Annotated in this window: 11 protein-coding genes; 4 read left to right on the forward strand and 7 right to left on the reverse strand. The window is 35.7% G+C overall.

What is annotated here, in order from left to right; all coding sequences use genetic code 11:
- Positions 1-60 precede the first annotated feature (60 nt).
- Both AMQ68_RS21150 and AMQ68_RS21155 read left to right on the forward strand, forming a co-directional pair.
- Entirely contained in the window at positions 61-2,445 is a 2,385-nt protein-coding gene (locus tag AMQ68_RS21150; RefSeq protein ID WP_054512563.1) for a TonB-dependent receptor, read from the forward strand.
- Positions 2,446-3,606, forward strand: a complete 1,161-nt coding sequence (locus AMQ68_RS21155; protein WP_054512564.1) for a PepSY domain-containing protein — start codon at positions 2,446-2,448, stop codon at positions 3,604-3,606.
- A 113-nt stretch (positions 3,607-3,719) separates the two neighbouring features.
- Here the strand turns inward: AMQ68_RS21155 and AMQ68_RS21160 are convergent, their stop codons facing one another.
- The 7 genes from AMQ68_RS21160 to AMQ68_RS21190 all read right to left on the reverse strand — a co-directional run bounded on the left by AMQ68_RS21160 (position 3,720) and on the right by AMQ68_RS21190 (position 14,883).
- Positions 3,720-5,573, reverse strand: coding sequence for an alkaline phosphatase family protein (locus AMQ68_RS21160; RefSeq protein WP_054512890.1), 1,854 nt, complete (start codon positions 5,571-5,573; stop codon positions 3,720-3,722).
- Between the two features lie 330 nt (positions 5,574-5,903).
- Complete coding sequence (locus tag AMQ68_RS21165) at positions 5,904-7,757, reverse strand: alkaline phosphatase family protein (RefSeq protein WP_054512565.1); 1,854 nt, start codon at positions 7,755-7,757, stop codon at positions 5,904-5,906.
- 178 nt (positions 7,758-7,935) lie between these two features.
- Positions 7,936-8,607 carry a phosphonatase-like hydrolase gene (locus tag AMQ68_RS21170; protein ID WP_054512566.1) on the reverse strand — a complete coding sequence of 224 codons (672 nt, stop codon included), beginning with the start codon at positions 8,605-8,607 and terminating at the stop codon, positions 7,936-7,938.
- Positions 8,608-8,611: 4 nt separating this feature from the next.
- Positions 8,612-9,766 (reverse strand): TIGR03364 family FAD-dependent oxidoreductase, encoded by a 1,155-nt coding sequence (locus AMQ68_RS21175; protein ID WP_054512567.1) that lies wholly within the window; start codon positions 9,764-9,766, stop codon positions 8,612-8,614.
- Positions 9,767-9,778: 12 nt separating this feature from the next.
- A complete protein-coding gene (locus tag AMQ68_RS21180) occupies positions 9,779-11,080 on the reverse strand; it encodes a DUF5690 family protein (RefSeq protein WP_054512568.1) in 1,302 nt (433 codons plus the stop codon).
- Positions 11,081-11,090: 10 nt separating this feature from the next.
- Positions 11,091-13,916, reverse strand: coding sequence for a TonB-dependent receptor (locus AMQ68_RS21185; protein ID WP_054512569.1), 2,826 nt, complete (start codon positions 13,914-13,916; stop codon positions 11,091-11,093).
- A gap of 391 nt (positions 13,917-14,307) precedes the next feature.
- Complete coding sequence (locus AMQ68_RS21190) at positions 14,308-14,883, reverse strand: helix-turn-helix domain-containing protein (protein WP_054512570.1); 576 nt, start codon at positions 14,881-14,883, stop codon at positions 14,308-14,310.
- 245 nt (positions 14,884-15,128) lie between these two features.
- Here AMQ68_RS21190 and AMQ68_RS21195 point away from each other — a divergent pair, with 245 nt between their 5' ends.
- Positions 15,129-15,836, forward strand: coding sequence for a response regulator transcription factor (locus AMQ68_RS21195; RefSeq protein WP_054512571.1), 708 nt, complete (start codon positions 15,129-15,131; stop codon positions 15,834-15,836).
- Between the two features lie 4 nt (positions 15,837-15,840).
- Entirely contained in the window at positions 15,841-17,250 is a 1,410-nt protein-coding gene (locus AMQ68_RS21200) for a HAMP domain-containing sensor histidine kinase (protein WP_054512572.1), read from the forward strand.
- Positions 17,251-17,384: the final 134 nt, after the last annotated feature.

Here is a 17,384-nt window from a genome sequence, read left to right on the forward strand (position 1 = left end):
GCCCACAAAAACTAATTTTGCGTCAGTAAATTTAATTAAACTAATTCTAAATAACAATTTATGAATAAGAACAAACTCCTTTTTTCAGCGTTGCTTTTTCCTGCTTTAGTTTGGGCGCAGAATACGTCACAAATTACAGGAAAGGTAATGAGCTCTCAGAATAAGCCGGTTTCTGCCGCTAAAGTAATCCTGAATAATGGAGAATCAGAAACTTATACCGATCAGGATGGAATATACCGCTTTAATAATATACCCGCTGGAAATTATGTACTTCAGGTAGACGATCCGGAGGTACCCAAAACATATTCTTTTATATTGAAAGAAAATGACACCATTACCCATAATTTTACACAGTCTTCTGATGTTTATCAGATTATGGAGGTCAATGTAATTGCTAATCGCAAGACGATTCCTTCTTCTACTTTGAGGTTGGGTGAAAACCTGCTTGTTACCCCGCAGAATATTCAGGTAATTGATCAGCGGCTTTTGAATGACCAGCAGATTTTAACTACCGCTGAAGGACTCAGCAGGAATGTGAGTGGTGTACGTACGATTACGCATCAGGAAGAAGGAAGTGTGGGAATTGCTGTTCGCGGTTTTCAGGCCTCTAACCTCCGGAACGGGATGGATGTAAGCGGAAGTTTTGGGCCGCTTCGTGAGGATATGTCTTTTGTGGACCGTGTAGAATTTGTAAAAGGTCCCGCAGGATTTATGATGGGAAATACACAGCCGGGAGGATTTTATAATATTGTAACTAAAAAACCTGTAGGAAGAGAAAGAGGGAATGTTCAACTTACTTTGGGAAGTTTTAATCTGTACCGTGCTGCAGCAGATGTAGAAAGAAAACTGAGTAAAGATGGTAAATTCTGGGGAAGACTGAACGTGATGGGAACCAAAAAAGGTTCGTTCCAGCAGTATGTAGAGCATGAGCAGTATGTCATTAATCCTTCTTTCAAGTACATTGCCTCAGAAAATACAAATGTAACCCTTGAATATATTCTTTCCCAAAATAACTTTCAGGGAGGGTTTGCTAAATATGCCTATGGAATTGACGGTTTTAAAGATGTCAAAAGATCTTTTACCTTCTCCGACCCCATTATGGACCCTACAAGATCATGGGAACATAATGTGTACGGAACCATCAATCATAATTTTAATGATAACTGGATGATCACCGGTCAGTTTGGATATGTACGGTCGGAAATGCAGGGAGAATCGCTGTACGCAAAGTATAATACGATTGCTTTGGCAGATGATTCGGTAAATAAAAAAACGAAAGGGGATGTAAGCCGTGGAATCAGTATTAATGATGCCTTAAATACATCCACAATCGGGCAGGTATTCACACGGGGTAAGTTTTCAACAGGAAATATCAACCATACTATTCTGGCAGGAATCGATATGGGAAAAAAATTCTATGTTGCGGACTGGACGGCTATGCCCCAAACGGTAGGACCGTTATTTAATATTTACAATCCGGTCTATGGAAATCTCAGAAAAGCAGATATCCCGGAATATGATCGTTCCAGATCGCTTCGTGAGCGTGGGGCGAATTATCTCACCAACTATTCTTACACCTCATTCCATATTCAGGATGAAGTCCGCTTCCTGGAAGATAAATTGAGAGTGGCGGGAGGGTTTCGCTATACTTCTACTTCGAAAACGAGTGCTGCAGACAAAGGAGCCGAAGTTAAAAATACAGCGGTAACACCACGTTTCAGTATTACAGGGCTGTTGTCTCCTACTTTCACAGTGTATGGCCTGTATGATGAAACATTTCAAGAGCAGACAGGAAGATTACTGAACGGGAGTACGGCCGATCCTTCTTACGGAAAGAATAAGGAAATAGGAGTTAAGAAAACCTGGTTTAATGGGCAGCTAATGACGAATCTTACATTTTATCACCTTACCAAAACCAATATGCTGACCGCTGCGGGAGTAGATAATCCTGGCCTTTTTGAACAGACAGGAGAAGCAACATCCAAAGGAATTGAGTTTGATCTCAATGGAAATATCAGTAAAAACTGGAGTATCCTTCTCAACTATGCTTATACCGATGCTAAAGTAAGCAAAGACAATAATCCTAAGAATGTTGGAGGCATGCTGTACGGAACGGCTAAACACATCACCAATGGATGGGTGAAATATACCATTGCCGAAGGAGATTTGGAAGGACTTGGTTTCTCATTTGGTTATGAATATCAGGCTAAAAGAGCAGCATGGCCTGTGGTAACAGGGTATCCATATCTTCCGGACGATTATTTTACGCTTGATGTTGGCGTTTCTTACAAAAGAGACAGTTATCAGATCTCTTTCCTTGTCAATAACCTGACAGACCGTTACAATTATGTAGGCTTCTATCCCGGAGCATGGGGCTACAGCCATTACGGATGGAGAGCTACAAACCCAATTAATTTCAGGATGAATATTTCATATAATTTTTAAATGAATACCGGAAAAGCAAAATCTAAAAAGAAATATAACAGAAGCTTATTCTATAGGATTTCGGCCTGGCTGCATTTGTGGCTAGGCCTTGCTTCTGGAATTGTTGTTGTCATTATATGTCTCACAGGAATTACGTGGTCTTTCCGTGATGAAATCAAAGACTGGCTCAATCCTGAATTAAAGGTTGAATATCTTCCCGGAAAAGTAATGCTCAATCCTGCATATCTTTATGGGAAAGCGCAAAAGCTTTATCCCGAGCAGGAAATATCTTTCGTATGGCGTCCTACGGGTAAGGCTGCGATGGTTGGCTTTGGAAAAAGAAATCCGGGTTTTATTATGTATTTTCATCCTTATACCGGGGAAATCCTACGCAAGCCGAGTTTTAAAAAAGAATTTGATTTCTTCGAATGGACGTTAAAAGGACATCGTTTTCTATGGTTACCATCAGAGATCGGACGGCCGATAATTAATTATTCCACTTTTATATTTTTTATCACACTGATTACTGGACTTGTGCTTTGGTGGCCAAAGAAATGGACTAAGGCCATGAAAAAACAGAGCTTTTCTGTAAAATGGGGCGCAAAGACCAAAAGACTGAATTATGATCTTCACAATGTTTTCGGATTTTATTCCATCATTATTCTGTTGGTTATATCAATGACCGGAATGTATTACGGGCTTCCATGGTTTAATAAATTCCTGTATTTTACAACTTCACTGGGGAAAACACCTGCAAAAGAGCAGCAGGAACTCAAAAATATAGCTTCTTATAATCCAGAGAACCTGCAAAGATCAATGCATATTGCTTGGGAAGATGCAATAAATAAGGCAGATGCAAAAGGGTACTATCTGTCTGTTCCTAAAGATTCTACAGGAACTATAGGTTTGTTTCTCTATCAGTCACATCGAAAGTTTTATGACCTGCAGAGTTTCAGCTATGACCGGAATTCTGGTAATTTACTGGCTAATGCTTCTTCATATGCAAACTCATTTGAAAACGCGGATTTTCCGATTAAGGTACAGAAACTTAATTATGACCTTCATGTAGGCTCAGCATTCGGCGGAATATGGGGAAGGGCTTTGTATTTTTTTATAACAATTGTTGGAGCTTCACTTCCGATCACTGGCTTTCTGGTATGGTGGTTCAAGAAGAAGAAATAAATATTTCAAATCCTGTTTATAAATAAAAAAAGATATTAGAACTTGGATCGTTTTATCCTCGTTCTAATATCAAAATTAAATCTACACTGATGATGTATTTAAAAACCTCTTATTTATTTTTTGATAAATGTTTTTGAAATTGATTTTTTGTTTCCGTTAATTTTTATAAAATATACTCCGCTAAAAAGCTTTTCTATATTAATCGTTTGGTCATAGTGACTTGTTGAAGAATTTAATTTTTGAGAGGAAACAATGGTTCCCTTTGAATCAATGATTTCCAGTTTAACCTCTCTTTCCTCTGAGGTAAATTTCACATTAATCTGTTGATTGGCAGGATTAGGATATATAGAGAAGTCATTTGTTGAGGTTTCAAGTTCTTTGCTGGATAAAGTTCCATTAGAACATAGCGGAATTCTATTCACCCCATCTATTCCCCAAGAAGCCTGAACCGGAATGCACAGCCAGTTTAGGACAGTTGGGAAAAAGTCTGTTTCTCTAGGGGTAGACAAATAATTATAAATTTTAAAATTAGTTGTAGTATTCAAATTTCGATTAGGATTACCATTAATGATAGAACTGTTATTGCTGGGGCTAGAATCTATTAAAGTGTTCCCTGAAGTTTCATTACATTTCCAGTTTGCGAGTAATTGCGAGTAATAAGGATGAGAAGTCGTAATATTTTGATTGGCCCAGTTGATTAAAACATCATTAGGAAGTACAGATTTCCAGATTCTAATATCTCTATAAGAAGCAGGAAAGTTTATTCCATAAACAGCCAGACCATCTTGATTAATAGTAAGAGGAAGTCCGGAGTCTATGTTTCCGATGATATTCATTTTTTCAAAAGAGACCACTACACCATTTTCATATAAAGTTACAAACCCATCTCTGTCAAAACTTACGGCAACGTGTTTCCATTTATTGATTTCCATTTTTCCACCCACCATATCTATTCTGTTGGTGCCATCACCTATATTTATTTTATAAGTTTGTCCATAGAATCCAGAAATTACAAAACCTTTATTTTTACCATTTTCCCAGTTTTTATTGCTCATCATTACTGGGTGATCATTGGGAATATTTCCATTGGCTTTTACCCAAAATTCTATTGTAAAATCCTGAGTTGCTCCAAAATTAAAAGGCGCTTGGTTTGTTGGTCTGGCGTAGGTTCCTGCAGGAAAATTAAGTTGATTGAATGTTTTAGTGGATTCAAGAGTGGTTTTGCTAATTTGTTGAGGGGTAAAATTAGGATTAGAAAAAATAGTAAATACATTTCTTTCTGCAATATCTCCTCCGCCATGAGTATCTATTCCGCCATGATCTGTGGCTAGTACTACCATCCATTCTTCGTTATTATAATTTGCTCTGTTTTTCATAGCATTTACAATTTCTCCAATATAAGAGTCCGTTTTCTGAATGGCAGATACATACTGTGGAATGCTTGATGAAAAACCATATCCATGACCTGCATAATCTGTATCAGAAAAATCCAGAAATAAGATATCAGGATTGTCATTTTTTAAAACATTCACGGCTGTGTTTTTCACGGCTAAATCTGTGGTTAATTTAATTTTAACACTGGCATTTTTAATAATTTTATCACTAATATCGTCCCAGGTTGTTAATGAGATGGTTCGTAAATTAGGATTGTAAGCTTTGGCTCTTGTTAAAAAATCTGGATAATTAATAAAATTCGGGTTGCCAAACGCATTATCTCGAACGTTATGTTTGGTATGCCAAACACCGGTTAACATTGTGCTCCATCCATTTCCGCTGATGGTGGGCATAGCAGAAAGTACGTCTACAGAATATATTGATTTTGAAATCAAATTCTTTATATTGGGAACGTTGGACGCCATCATCACATCAGCTCGGCAGCCGTCCATACCAATAAAAAGCACTTTTTTTGTTTTAGCATTTAGTAAGCAGTTTACTGCAATTATGAATAAAAATAATTTTGCTTTCATAAGGTGAATTTTTTCAAATATAAAAAACATTAAATAAATAAAAAGGCATTTTTCTTGTTTAAAATACCGTTTAAGATGTTTTTGTTGTGTTTTGTTTAATTTTATTTGTGTTATGGTGGTAATTTTGTAATTTGAAATTTAAAATAGATGTAGAAAATTATTTATTTGAATTTTTTAACAAATTAATGTTAAAGTGTTAAAATAAAGCAGACGAACAATAAAAATATCCAGGTTGTATATAAAAAAAGATATTAGAACTTGGATCAAACAGATCCTCATTCTAATATCAAAACTAAATCTACTAATGATATGTGTTGAAAAATCTGTTATTTATTTTTTGATAAATGTTTTTGAGAGTGATTTCTTATTTCCTGTTATTTTAATGAAGTAAAATCCTGTGGAAAGGTTATTAATATTGATTTTTTCATCATAATACCCTTTCGAAGAATTGATTTTTTGAGTGGATACTATACTGCCTTTAGCGTCAATAATGTCCACTTTTACTTCTCTTTCGTCTGATTTGAATTTTACATTGATTTCCTGATTGGCAGGATTTGGATAAATAGTAAAATCGTTTGTTGAGGTTTCAAGTTCTTTGGTAGATAAAGTTCCGTTAGAACATAGCGGAATTCTATTCACACCATCAATTCCCCAAGAAGCCTGAACCGGAATACACATCCAGTTTAAAACAGTCGGTAGATGATCTGCTTCTCTGGTAGTAGACAGGTAATTGTAGATCTTGAAATTATTGACCGTTCCCACATTACGAGTCGCAGAACCTGTAACTGAAGCATTATTATTGTTCGGGCTCGAATCAACAAGGGTATTTCCTGATGCTTCATCGCATTTCCAGTTGCCTAATAACTGAGCATAATAAGGATGTGAAGGCGTAATATTTTCATTCGCCCAATTCACCAAAACGTCATTGGGAAGCGCCGATTTCCAAACTCTGATGTCTTTGTAAGATGCGGCTAAATTTTGCCCATAAACATTGGTTCCATCCTGATTGATCGTGAAAGGAAGGCCTGAATCTATATTTCCAATGGTATTCATTTTAGCAAAAGTTACCGGAACTCCATCTTCATATAAAGTCACAAGACCATCTCTATCAAAGCTTACGGCAATATGTTTCCATTGGTTGGTTTCCATTTTTCCTCCCACAAGATCTATTCTGTTGGTCCCGTCACCAATATTTATTTTATAAGTTTGCCCAGAATATCCTGAGATGATTACCCCTTTATTTTTACCGTTTGCCCAGTTTTTGTTACCAATCATTACCGGATCGCTGGAAAAACTTGCATTAGGTTTTACCCAAAACTCAATCGTGAAATCCTGTGTGGCTCCAAAATTAAAAGGGGTCTGATTTGCTGGTTTTGCATATGTTCCTGCAGGAAAATTAAGTTGATTAAATGTTTTATTAGATTCAAGAATTGTCTTGCTGATTTGCTGAGGAGTAAAATTGGGGTTAGAATAGATTGTGAAAATATTCCTTTCCGAAAGATTGCCCCCACCATGAGAACTTTCAATAGCACCGTGATCGGTTGTTAAAACCACCAGCCAATCTTCATTGTTGTAAGTAGCTCTGTTTTTCATGGCGTTTACAATTTCTCCAACGTAAGCGTCTGTTTGCTGAATCGCAGAAACATATTGCGGAACAGATGCAGCGAAACCGTAAGAATGCCCTGCGTGATCTACATCATCAAAATCAACAAATAAGATGTCAGGATTATCGGTTTGTAAAGCATTGATGGCTGCGTTTTTAACCGCTACATCGGAAGTGAAATTACTCTGAACATCTGCATTCTGAACAATTTGATCATTGATTGGAGCCCAGCTTGCTAAAGAGATGGTTCTCAGGTTTGAATTATACGTTTCTGCTCTGGTTAAAAAGTCAGGATAATTTACATAATTCGGGTTGGTGAAACTGTTATCCTGAACATTGTGTTTGGTATGCCAAACGCCTGTAAGCATCGTACTCCAACCGTTTCCGCTCCAAGTGGTTGCTGCGCAAAGTCCATCTGTAGAATAGATTGATTTTGAAACCAAATTCTGAATGTTAGGAATGGCAGACGACATCATCACGTCAGCGCGGCATCCATCGATACCAATAAAAAGAACCTTTTTTGTCTGAGCGTTGAAAAAACTACTCATAATGACAGCAAGAGAAAATAGTTTTGTTTTCATAATAATTAGATCGTTTTAAAAATAAAAAAGTTTACAAATAGTAATTTTAATTTGATAATTGTAAAATTAATTGACTATTTGTAAACATGTATGAACTTAAAATTAATTAATTGATAATTAAAAAGTTGAATGCTAAATCAAAAAAAGAGGCTGAATAAGTAAACTTAGTTTGAAAGAATTAGCAAAGAATTTCTTCAGCCTCAGATAAAGTGTTTAAAATATAATCGGGGTTAGATTTTTCCAGTTCGGCTCTGTTTTGCGCCCCTGAAAGAACAGCAATGGTCAGCCCGCAGCCTGCATTTTTACCTTCTTCAATATCAATAACAGAATCGCCTGCTTTTAATACTCTTTCGGCATCATTAATATTAAACTTCTTCATAGCAAGATGGATCATTTCGGGGCTTGGACGGCTTTCTGAAACATCATTGGCGGTGATTAAAACATCATAATGAATGTTTTCTTTCCAACCCAGTTTGTCTATAAGCTGTTGCGCTATTTCGGAAGTATAGCCTGTATTCAAGGCTATTTTTTTGTCTTTAGCTCTCATTTTCAGCAAGAATTCCTCAACACCAATAATGGGTTTAACCTCTAGGTTTTCGTAAGCATCTTTTAATTGGTCTGAAAAATTTTCAAAAATAGCCAGGGCATCGTCTTCGTTTCCGTCAATCTTTTTTAATAAACTGCTGATGGCTTCCAGTTTCTCCATTCCGGCACACGTGGATAAGACTTTTTCTAAAGAAACCTGATAGCCATAATCATTCACGGCATTTGTTAACGTTTTGTATACTACATTGTCTTCATTGATCGTAGTTCCGGCCATATCCAGAACCAATAATTCTATATTCTTCATTTATTTAAGTGTAAATTTTATCGATGTTAAATTTTGAAAAGCCTCCGCTTGCTGTCATTCCCTTACCGCCAATTGCAGTAATAATGTAGATATTCGGAGAAGGATTGTATTCGAAAATATCTTTTGTTTTGCATTGAGCGTAGACCCCAAACCAACGTCTCTGAATTTCATAAGTCGGCAGGTCTATAATTTTTTTTGCTTCGTTGATCATGAATTCATCAATTTCCATATTCAGATCATATCCTAAATTGTCGGCATCTTTTGCATTAGCATATTCATGGGAGTCGCCTAAAATAATGGAACCGTCCAGCGCTTGTTTGAATAAAATATGAACGCCAAATTTTTTCTCAAAAGAATTCGGATCTTCCTGTGATTTGATTTTTTCAAAAGAAGCACATTCTGCAAAAGCTTCATATCTTCTGATGGATAATCCGGTAAGAATATTTCCCTGTAAAGAATAGATCCCTTGTGGTTTTGTCTGAAGCATTTGAAGCTTACTTACTTCGATATCACTTTCGTTAAAAACGGTTGGATAGAGTGTTTTAAATTCATGTCCGCCACAGATAATAATCTTAGCAGCATTAAATTCGGTTCCATCTGAAGTAACGGCAGTACATTCTCTATCATCTTCATACGTTTCCAGAACGGTGGTGTTATAGAATATCTTTAGTTTGAATTTTTCCTTTAAAAGAGCTTGAAGTTTTACAATCATTTCAATAGGATCTACGGACAGCTCTTGCGGGAAAAACAAACCTCCTTTGCAATAATCTGAACGAAGTCCATCAAATTTATTAATGCATTCGCTCTTTGATAAAAGAACAGATTCGTAGCTGTTATTTTTATTGATTTCGTATAATTCATTGATCAACTGCATTTCTTCATCATTGGAAGCGATGTATACCGAACCGTTTTTTCTTATGGTTAAATTGGTTTGCTCCTGAAGTTCATTATAAATTGCTAAACTTTCTCTTCCGAAGTTTTGCCATTTCAGATCCATTCCGGAAGGTACCACTTGGCCGAAGTTTCTTACGGTAGCCCCTTGAGGCAGAGAATTCTTTTCTAATAAAGCTACGCTAAGACCCCTTTTTAAGGCATGATAGGCGTGGAATGTTCCTAAAATTCCACCTCCTACAACGATTAAATCGAATTTTGTTGTCATTTTTACTGTAATTTATATCCTTTCCGACGTATCGAAATTGATGTATGGTTGATTATTAATCTTATTTTTTCTTGATTTTCTTCTGAACGCGATAAAAGCAATAAGAGAAGAAATTAATGTAACGACTACGATGATGTAGTTCAGTTTAATATAAAAGTTAAGCCACGAGGTTTGTGAAGAGCCGAAGTTCTTATAAAGCAGGATTAAAACACTTCCCAAGTATCCAAAAGAATCTACAAAATAGATGAGAAAGCCCACGTTTCCTTTGATGTTAAAGACAGCAATCATTCGGTCAAAATAAATTCCGTTGAAAGGGATGTAGCATAAATACATTCCAAAACCAGAAAGAACCATCCATGGAAAAGGTGATAACAAGCTGTTTTCAAATAGATAGGTTGAAAAGCCGACTGTTAATATTCCTCCAAAAAGAATGTAATGATAATAGGCAAAGGCTTTTTTGTTGTTCTTCACTTTTACCATGAAGCTCAGGATTAAAAGTACCATGATTGCAATTGGAACTTCCGTTAAGGTAAAAACTGAACTATCAAATTTGATATGTAAATTATCCCAGATTTCCCGATTAAAATTATCTCTGAAATCTCTTAAAATCGTCAAGCTTACATATAAAAAGGTGATGCAAAGCATCGGAACAAAAAACTGTTTGATGATTTTTTTTCTTTCTATGGTGTTGAGAGGGAGTCTTTTGTTTTTTAAAGCAATGTCTTCTTCTGTTGGTTTTGGAAGCTTCTCTAGCATGGTTCCGAAAATTAATAAAGGAATAACAAAGAGTAATCCTGCTGAAAAGGGCATCCAGAATTCTGAAATATTGAAAGTGTCCATTAAAAACTTTCCGACAGATTTTGTAAATCCTGAAGAAACCACAAAGCTTGAACATAAAAATAAACCAATGATCTCTGTTGTTTTTCTTCCTTCGATGTAGGAAAATACAATTCCCCAGATCATTCCTAGCGGAACTCCATTAATAAACATAAAAAGAATATTGTAAGGAGCAGGAACAACTGCAAAGCCTAATAAAGCAAGCTCAGCAACGGCAATAAAAGTGAATAAATAGAAGATTCTTTTCTCTGGTTTTAGTTCTGAAATAAATTTAATTCCGATGAATTTCGAGATAAAATAGCCCATTACCTGAGCAATGATGATCAATACTTTATAATCAACTCCGAGATAAGAAAGACCTTCGAAAGAAGCTACTGTAAAAGGTTTTCTAAAACCGTACATGCAAAAGTAGACCCCAAAAGCAGCGAAAGCCGCTTTTAGAGTTACTCCTGATTTTTTATTATTACTTTCTGCCATGGTGATGAGGTTAGAAATTAAGTTTTATACCCAAATTGCATCGTACGCCATAGTATTCAACCTGCTCCGGACGTGTTTCATCTTTTCCGAAATGATAGATCAAAGGCTTGTTCAGAATGTTGTTTACGTCTGCATAGAGAAGCAGATATTTTGTGAATTGATACGATGTTCCGAAGTCTAAGCTGCTGTATTTTCCGTAGTAAGAATCGTTGATGTCTTGTTCTGCATATTCTACAGCGTATTTTCCTTTATGATTGTAAGCCAATCTTGCATTGAATCCTTTTTTCTCAAAGAAAATCTGGATGTTGTATAATTCTTTTGCCTGATACGGAAGCTTTACTTTTCTACCGCTTGGTTTTTCCATCTCCGAATTCATGAAAGTGGCATTCAGCTGGGTTCCGAAATACTGAAGAAAACCGGGTAAGAAATCGAATCTTCTGTTGATTCCCAATTCAATTCCGCTTAGCCAAGCTGCTTTTCCGTTGTTGGGAGCAGAGAATTGTACACCGCTATTTCCATTGTAAGTACCGATGAAAGAATCTTGGAAGATAGGATCTGTGATTGATTTATAGAAAACGCCACCACTCAAAATCCCTACATTAGAGAAGTAATATTCTCCCATTAAATCGAAGTTTAAAGAGTAGGTAGGATTCAGATTTGGATTTCCTCCTACAAATTTATAATCTGCTTCAATGTAAGTTCCTCCAGGAGTTAAGTCTCCGAAATTGGGTCTTGAGAATGTTCTGGTTGCTGCAAAGCGTAGATTGGTTTTATCATTTAAGGCATATTTAATATGTAGCATCGGTAAAACGGCAAGATAATTCTTGGTGTTTTCTACGGGCGTTAGTACATCATCCAACACGTTATACCCTCTTACTTTAGTATTGGTATTTGATAATCTGATTCCTCCTAAAATGGTCATCTGATCATTTACTTTATAGGTTCCCATTCCATAAGCGTCTGCGTGTTTTTCAAAAACATCGAAGTTTCTTCCTAATGCTTTATTGAATTCAAGAGATTCTGAATCTGCAGGATTTATTTTTAAGTTTCCCTGATTTTGAAACCAAAACTGATTCATTCCCGTTGTTGATAAAACCGGCCCGAAAGTATTCCCAATGTGGGCATTCATTTCGCTTAAATATTTTGTGCCGTTTGGCTGCGTGGTGATAAATTGACCAGAATCTGATAAGTAAGGAGCAGAACCATTATTCCAGTTGTAAAAAATATCAGAAAATCTTGCATTACGCTCCTTGTCTCTGTATTTGAACCCGTATTTTAAGGTCAGCTTATCAGAAGTATTAATTTCATGGTTAAAAGTGGCTACAATTTTATCTTTTTCATCAACAAAAACTTTGTAGAATTCTAAATCGGTGAATTTCATTTTAGAAGCGTCCATTTTGAAATTAGGATCACTATAAAAACCAAATAAGGCATCTGTGTTTTTATAATCTAATTTTCCGCCGTCTGCCTGCCAATATGCTCTTGGTCCGTTTCCATGATCTGAAATGTAATTTGGATTGATACCAACACCAGATTGAGTGTATTTGATGACATAATAAGAATTGTTCTGTTTGTCCGGAATGTTCCCGTATTTGAATCTGTTGTCGTAATAGGATAGGTCCCAATCTATTTTTCCTTTGTTAAGATTATGAACGGCTCCTAAAGAAACAGAAGTTAGTTCGGTAATAAGTTTATTGTGAATGTTTTGTAACTCAACTCTTACCGTATTATCTGCCGAATTGAATTTATCAAATCTGATTCTGTGCTTGTAATGGGTTTCGTCATCAGACAGTGTTCCGTACATTCCTTTTAGGTAAAATGTAGTTTTTGGAGATAAAACATATTCAAAAGCGGTATTGATTCCTGTGGTTTTTCTAACCCCGTTGTAATCGCGAAGTTCAAGCCTGAAAACACCTTCGTCACCACTTCTTCTTGCTTCAAAATTATCTGTTGACCAGTTTCTTGTGAAATGAGCCACATTAAATAGGTAACCAAACTTTTTATCTTTTGTTCTTCCACCGTAAAGTAGCCCCAAATTATATACTCCTTTATCAGCTTTTGCGTTATATCCACTTCCTAACGTAATTTTCAGTTCAGGTTTCATCGGTAGCGTTTTGGTGATGAAATTCACGCCGCCGCCAATTCCATCTGCTTCCATATCTGGAGTAAAAGATTTATTAACATGCACGTAGGAGATCAATTCTGTTGGGAAAAAGTCGAAAGCCGTCGCTCTAGAGGTGGTTTCTTCTTCTGCGGTCGGAAGTCTGTTTCCATTGATGGTTGTAGAAGCCCAAAACGGGGGTAATCCTCTTAAAGAAACGAATCTTCCTTCTCCCTGATCTCTTTCAATAGACACGCCCTGTACACGTTGTACGGTTTCTGCGGCGTTTCTGTCCGGTAGTTTTCCGATTCCGTCAGAAGCAATAACATTGCTGATGTTGATGGCATTTTTTTGAAGATTTAATGCTCTTGCCTCGGTGTTTTTTAAAGTTCCGGTTACTATAACTTCATCAATGCTTTTGTGTTTTTGAGATAAATTGACAGTACCTAGATCTTTAGTTTCTCCCGATGTTACATCTACATCTATATCTTTAGTTTCATATCCTATATAGCTTATTTGCAAATGATACTGCCCGGTTTTTACATCACTGAGGATGAATTTTCCATCAACGTCTGTGGTGGCAGTTTTAGAAGAACCTTTTATTTTGATGGTGGCTCCGGGAAGTGGCTGGCTTTCATCCAGGACAACTCCTATGATAGATTGTTCTTGGGCTGATAGCAGCGTAATACAACAGACAAAAACAAGGATAAATAGTTTCTCAAATTTTGCTCGCATTTTACAAATATTAAATTTCTACTGCAAAACAAGCTAATAATTTTAATATATGTAATAATTTGAGATTAAGTAATAATTAACAAATTCATGAAAATATAACCAGTATGTTGGTGTAAATATTTCTATGAATACAATGTTTAAATAGTGTTATATGAGTCTATTTAATTGATTCTGATGTGTTTTATTAATTTAAATGAAATTAACTGTTAATAAAATTAATTAATAATCTGAGTGGCTTTTAATTAATTCTACGTTAATTTTGAAATGCCTCTAAAAAACAAAAGTTGAGTATTTGTAAACTTTTGGATTTGAAATGGCACTTTGAAAAGGGTGTAATTAGTCAGAATAAGGACGAAAAAACACTTAAAAGTTGTCTTATAGTAAAAAGGGATTAATGTTTGTCAGAATAAAAATAAAGAACAAGCATGATGCAGCTTTCATTGCTGATGCTTACAGGAACATGAGGAAATTTCCCATTGAAATACAAAGAGTCTCCTTCTTTTAGGATGATTTCTTCGTTATCGATTACGTATTTTACCTCTCCCTTTAGAATGTATTTAAATTCCCAGGCGTCGGTGATTACTTTTTCTCTTTTCGCATGAGGTTCAATGGTTAATAAAACGGCTTCAAAACCTAATGAATGAAGACTTTTACTGAAAATATGCATATACTTGAAACCTTCTGCTTCAACTTCTTTTTCAATAACTTGTTGGTTTTCTTTAGGTAAGTGGATGAATTTTGCGTGTGATTTTTTCTCTACGCCTTCAAAAAAGTAGCTGGCATCAATTTCTAATGACTGAATAAGATCCAAAAGAACGGGAAGAGAGGGAATGGTTCTTCCATTTTCGATTCGGGAAATAAGTCCATTGCTTACATCTGCTCTGAGAGCCAATTCGTTAATGGTTAAATTATTTTTTTTTCTAATATCCTTTAATCTTTTTCCGACACCTATTAAAAAATCGTTCATAGTATTTAGAATTTAACCCGAATTGTTTTGAATGTTATTAATTGAGAACAAATTTAGTATTATTATATAGAGTGTAGGCTACGTTTAAAATCAATTAACTGAAAATTTTTATTGTTATTTTAAAATGTCGGAGCCATTAAATGGAGTCCAAATAAGAAAATCTATCCTCTAAATCTTGCTTTCTTCTCACATCAGGCTTCCGGCTCAAAATAAAAAACGCTATTTTTGTGAAATTCGTTACTCTTATGAAAAAAATTATTCTGATCGAAGACGAAACCAGTGTAGTCTCTTTTATAAAAAAAGGACTTCAGGAAAAAGGCTATGAAATTTCAGTAGCCTTCGATGGCCGTACCGGAGTTCAATTGGTGCAGGCTAATGATTTTGATCTCGTAATTCTGGATATCATGCTGCCGGAAATGAACGGGTTGGATGTCTGTAAAGAAATCAGAAAAACGAATAAACATGTTCCTATTCTGTTTTTAACGGCGCTGGGAACTTCCGAAAATATCGTTTTGGGATTAGAAAATGGGGGAGATGACTATCTGGTAAAGCCATTTAAGTTTATTGAACTGGTGGCTCGTATTAAATCCTTATTAAGGAGAAGTAATAATAGTCCGGCTCAGGAAATCGCAGAACCGGAGGTTGATAATGAGCATGTTTTTCAATTCTCTGATTTAATGGTGAACGATTATACTAAGAAAGTGACCCGCTCGGGAGAGGAGATTTCTCTTACTTCTACAGAATATAAATTACTCTTGTATTTCCTTAATAATCCTGAAAAAGTAATTTCCAGAGCAGAAATTCTGGATGCAGTTTGGGGTGTAAACTACGAGTTGGGGACGAATGTTGTAGATGTTTACGTTAATTATTTACGAAAAAAATTAGATCAGCAAGATGATAATAAATTAATACATACCGTGATAGGAATGGGGTATGTATTGAAAAAACCATAATTGAATGTTTAATAAAGTTGTCACAAATCAAACCAAAACGATGGTGCTTTTAATGCTGGTTTTTACCGCCATTATATTGTTGTTTAGTGGATTGGTTTATTTTTCAATTGTCAACTTTTCACATCAGAGGTTTTATGAGTTGCTGAAGATCCGTACAACAACCATTGTGCAGATTGAGAAAAGCAAAGACCATCTTGATCTTCCTGAAAATTATGTTCTGAACAGTTCGAATGACGAAGAACTTCCGATGGAAAAGGATTATGTTTTCGCGGTTCCCACGGATTCTAATTTCAAGAAAATCTCCCAAGAAGTACATATTCCGGATTATTTTTTCAAGAATATTGTAAAAAAAGGCGAGGCCAATTATAATGATAAAGAGTTTTATTACATCGGGCAATCTTTTAAGTCTGATGATAAAGAATATATCGCCATTGCTTCTGCGAAGAACCATTACGTGGTCTATTATTTAGGTTTTCTAAAAAGAACGTTGATGGCCTGTGTTGTGCTTTCGTTGTTCTTTAGTATGATCTTTTCTTTTTATTTATCTAAAACCTTGTTTAAGCCGATTTTAAAAATCACAGGAAAGGTAAAGGAAATCAGTTCTGAAAACCTTCACTTAAGATTGGAATCTCAGCCGGATAATAAAGAATTGAATGAATTGGTAGATACCTTTAACGGAATGCTTAACCGTATTGAAACCTCATTTGAAACCCAAAATCATTTAATTGGAAATGTTTCCCATGAATTGAGAACGCCGCTTACTTCGATTATGGGAGAAGCTGATGTAGCCCTTTCTATCAACAGAACAGCCGATGAATATAAAGAAACCTTAGAGATCATTTTAGATGAAGCCGAAAAATTAGATAAAAAGATCAAGGCTTTATTGATGATCGCTCAAACCGGGTTTGATGGTAAGATCCAGAAAATGGATAAGGTAAGAATTGATCAGTTGCTTTGGGATGTTATTGAAACATTGCGAAAAATTGATGTTCGAAATAATATCTACCTGGATATAAGTATGTTGCCTGATAATCCTAAGAAATTAAAAGTTCAGGGTAATGAGCAGTTGTTGCATCTTGCGGTGGCTAATATTATTCAAAACGGATGTAAATATTCTAATTTCCAGCAGGTGAAAGTTTCGTTAGGCGCTACAGATACAGATGTTTATATCATTATTAAAGATGACGGAATCGGTATTCCTGAAGAGGAAATGAATAAGATCTATGATCCGTTCTTTAGAGCTTCCAATACAAAAAACTACGAAGGCTACGGAATCGGGCTTCCTTTGGCAAGAAATATTGTCAGAATGCATCGTGGTGAACTCATCGTAAGTTCCCATGAAAACCAAGGAACGACTGTTCAGCTTCGTTTTCCTAATTTCTATAGTACTCAGCAGGAGGAAAAATTAGTATAAAATTAAGAGATGCTTCGACTTCGCTCAGCATGACATCGCTAAAAAAATGGCTGTTACAATAGGCTGTTAGTATTAGAAGTGTCATGCTGAGCGAAGTCGAAGCATTCGGATAAATCTCCTAAAAAGTCCTCAAT

The organism is Chryseobacterium sp. ERMR1:04, from assembly GCF_001297705.1.
Lineage (GTDB): Bacteria > Bacteroidota > Bacteroidia > Flavobacteriales > Weeksellaceae > Chryseobacterium.

What these genes read in the sequence shown, in the direction of transcription:
- AMQ68_RS21160 (WP_054512890.1), bottom strand. Translation starts at nt 5,573, where the DNA reads ATGAAAGCAAAATTATTTTTATTCATAATTGCAGTAAACTGCTTACTA.
- AMQ68_RS21155 (WP_054512564.1), top strand. Translation starts at nt 2,446, where the DNA reads ATGAATACCGGAAAAGCAAAATCTAAAAAGAAATATAACAGAAGCTTA.
- AMQ68_RS21165 (WP_054512565.1), bottom strand. Translation starts at nt 7,757, where the DNA reads ATGAAAACAAAACTATTTTCTCTTGCTGTCATTATGAGTAGTTTTTTC.
- AMQ68_RS21185 (WP_054512569.1), bottom strand. Translation starts at nt 13,916, where the DNA reads ATGCGAGCAAAATTTGAGAAACTATTTATCCTTGTTTTTGTCTGTTGT.
- AMQ68_RS21200 (WP_054512572.1), top strand. Translation starts at nt 15,841, where the DNA reads ATGTTTAATAAAGTTGTCACAAATCAAACCAAAACGATGGTGCTTTTA.
- AMQ68_RS21180 (WP_054512568.1), bottom strand. Translation starts at nt 11,080, where the DNA reads ATGGCAGAAAGTAATAATAAAAAATCAGGAGTAACTCTAAAAGCGGCT.
- AMQ68_RS21175 (WP_054512567.1), bottom strand. Translation starts at nt 9,766, where the DNA reads ATGACAACAAAATTCGATTTAATCGTTGTAGGAGGTGGAATTTTAGGA.
- AMQ68_RS21170 (WP_054512566.1), bottom strand. Translation starts at nt 8,607, where the DNA reads ATGAAGAATATAGAATTATTGGTTCTGGATATGGCCGGAACTACGATC.
- AMQ68_RS21150 (WP_054512563.1), top strand. Translation starts at nt 61, where the DNA reads ATGAATAAGAACAAACTCCTTTTTTCAGCGTTGCTTTTTCCTGCTTTA.
- AMQ68_RS21195 (WP_054512571.1), top strand. Translation starts at nt 15,129, where the DNA reads ATGAAAAAAATTATTCTGATCGAAGACGAAACCAGTGTAGTCTCTTTT.
- AMQ68_RS21190 (WP_054512570.1), bottom strand. Translation starts at nt 14,883, where the DNA reads ATGAACGATTTTTTAATAGGTGTCGGAAAAAGATTAAAGGATATTAGA.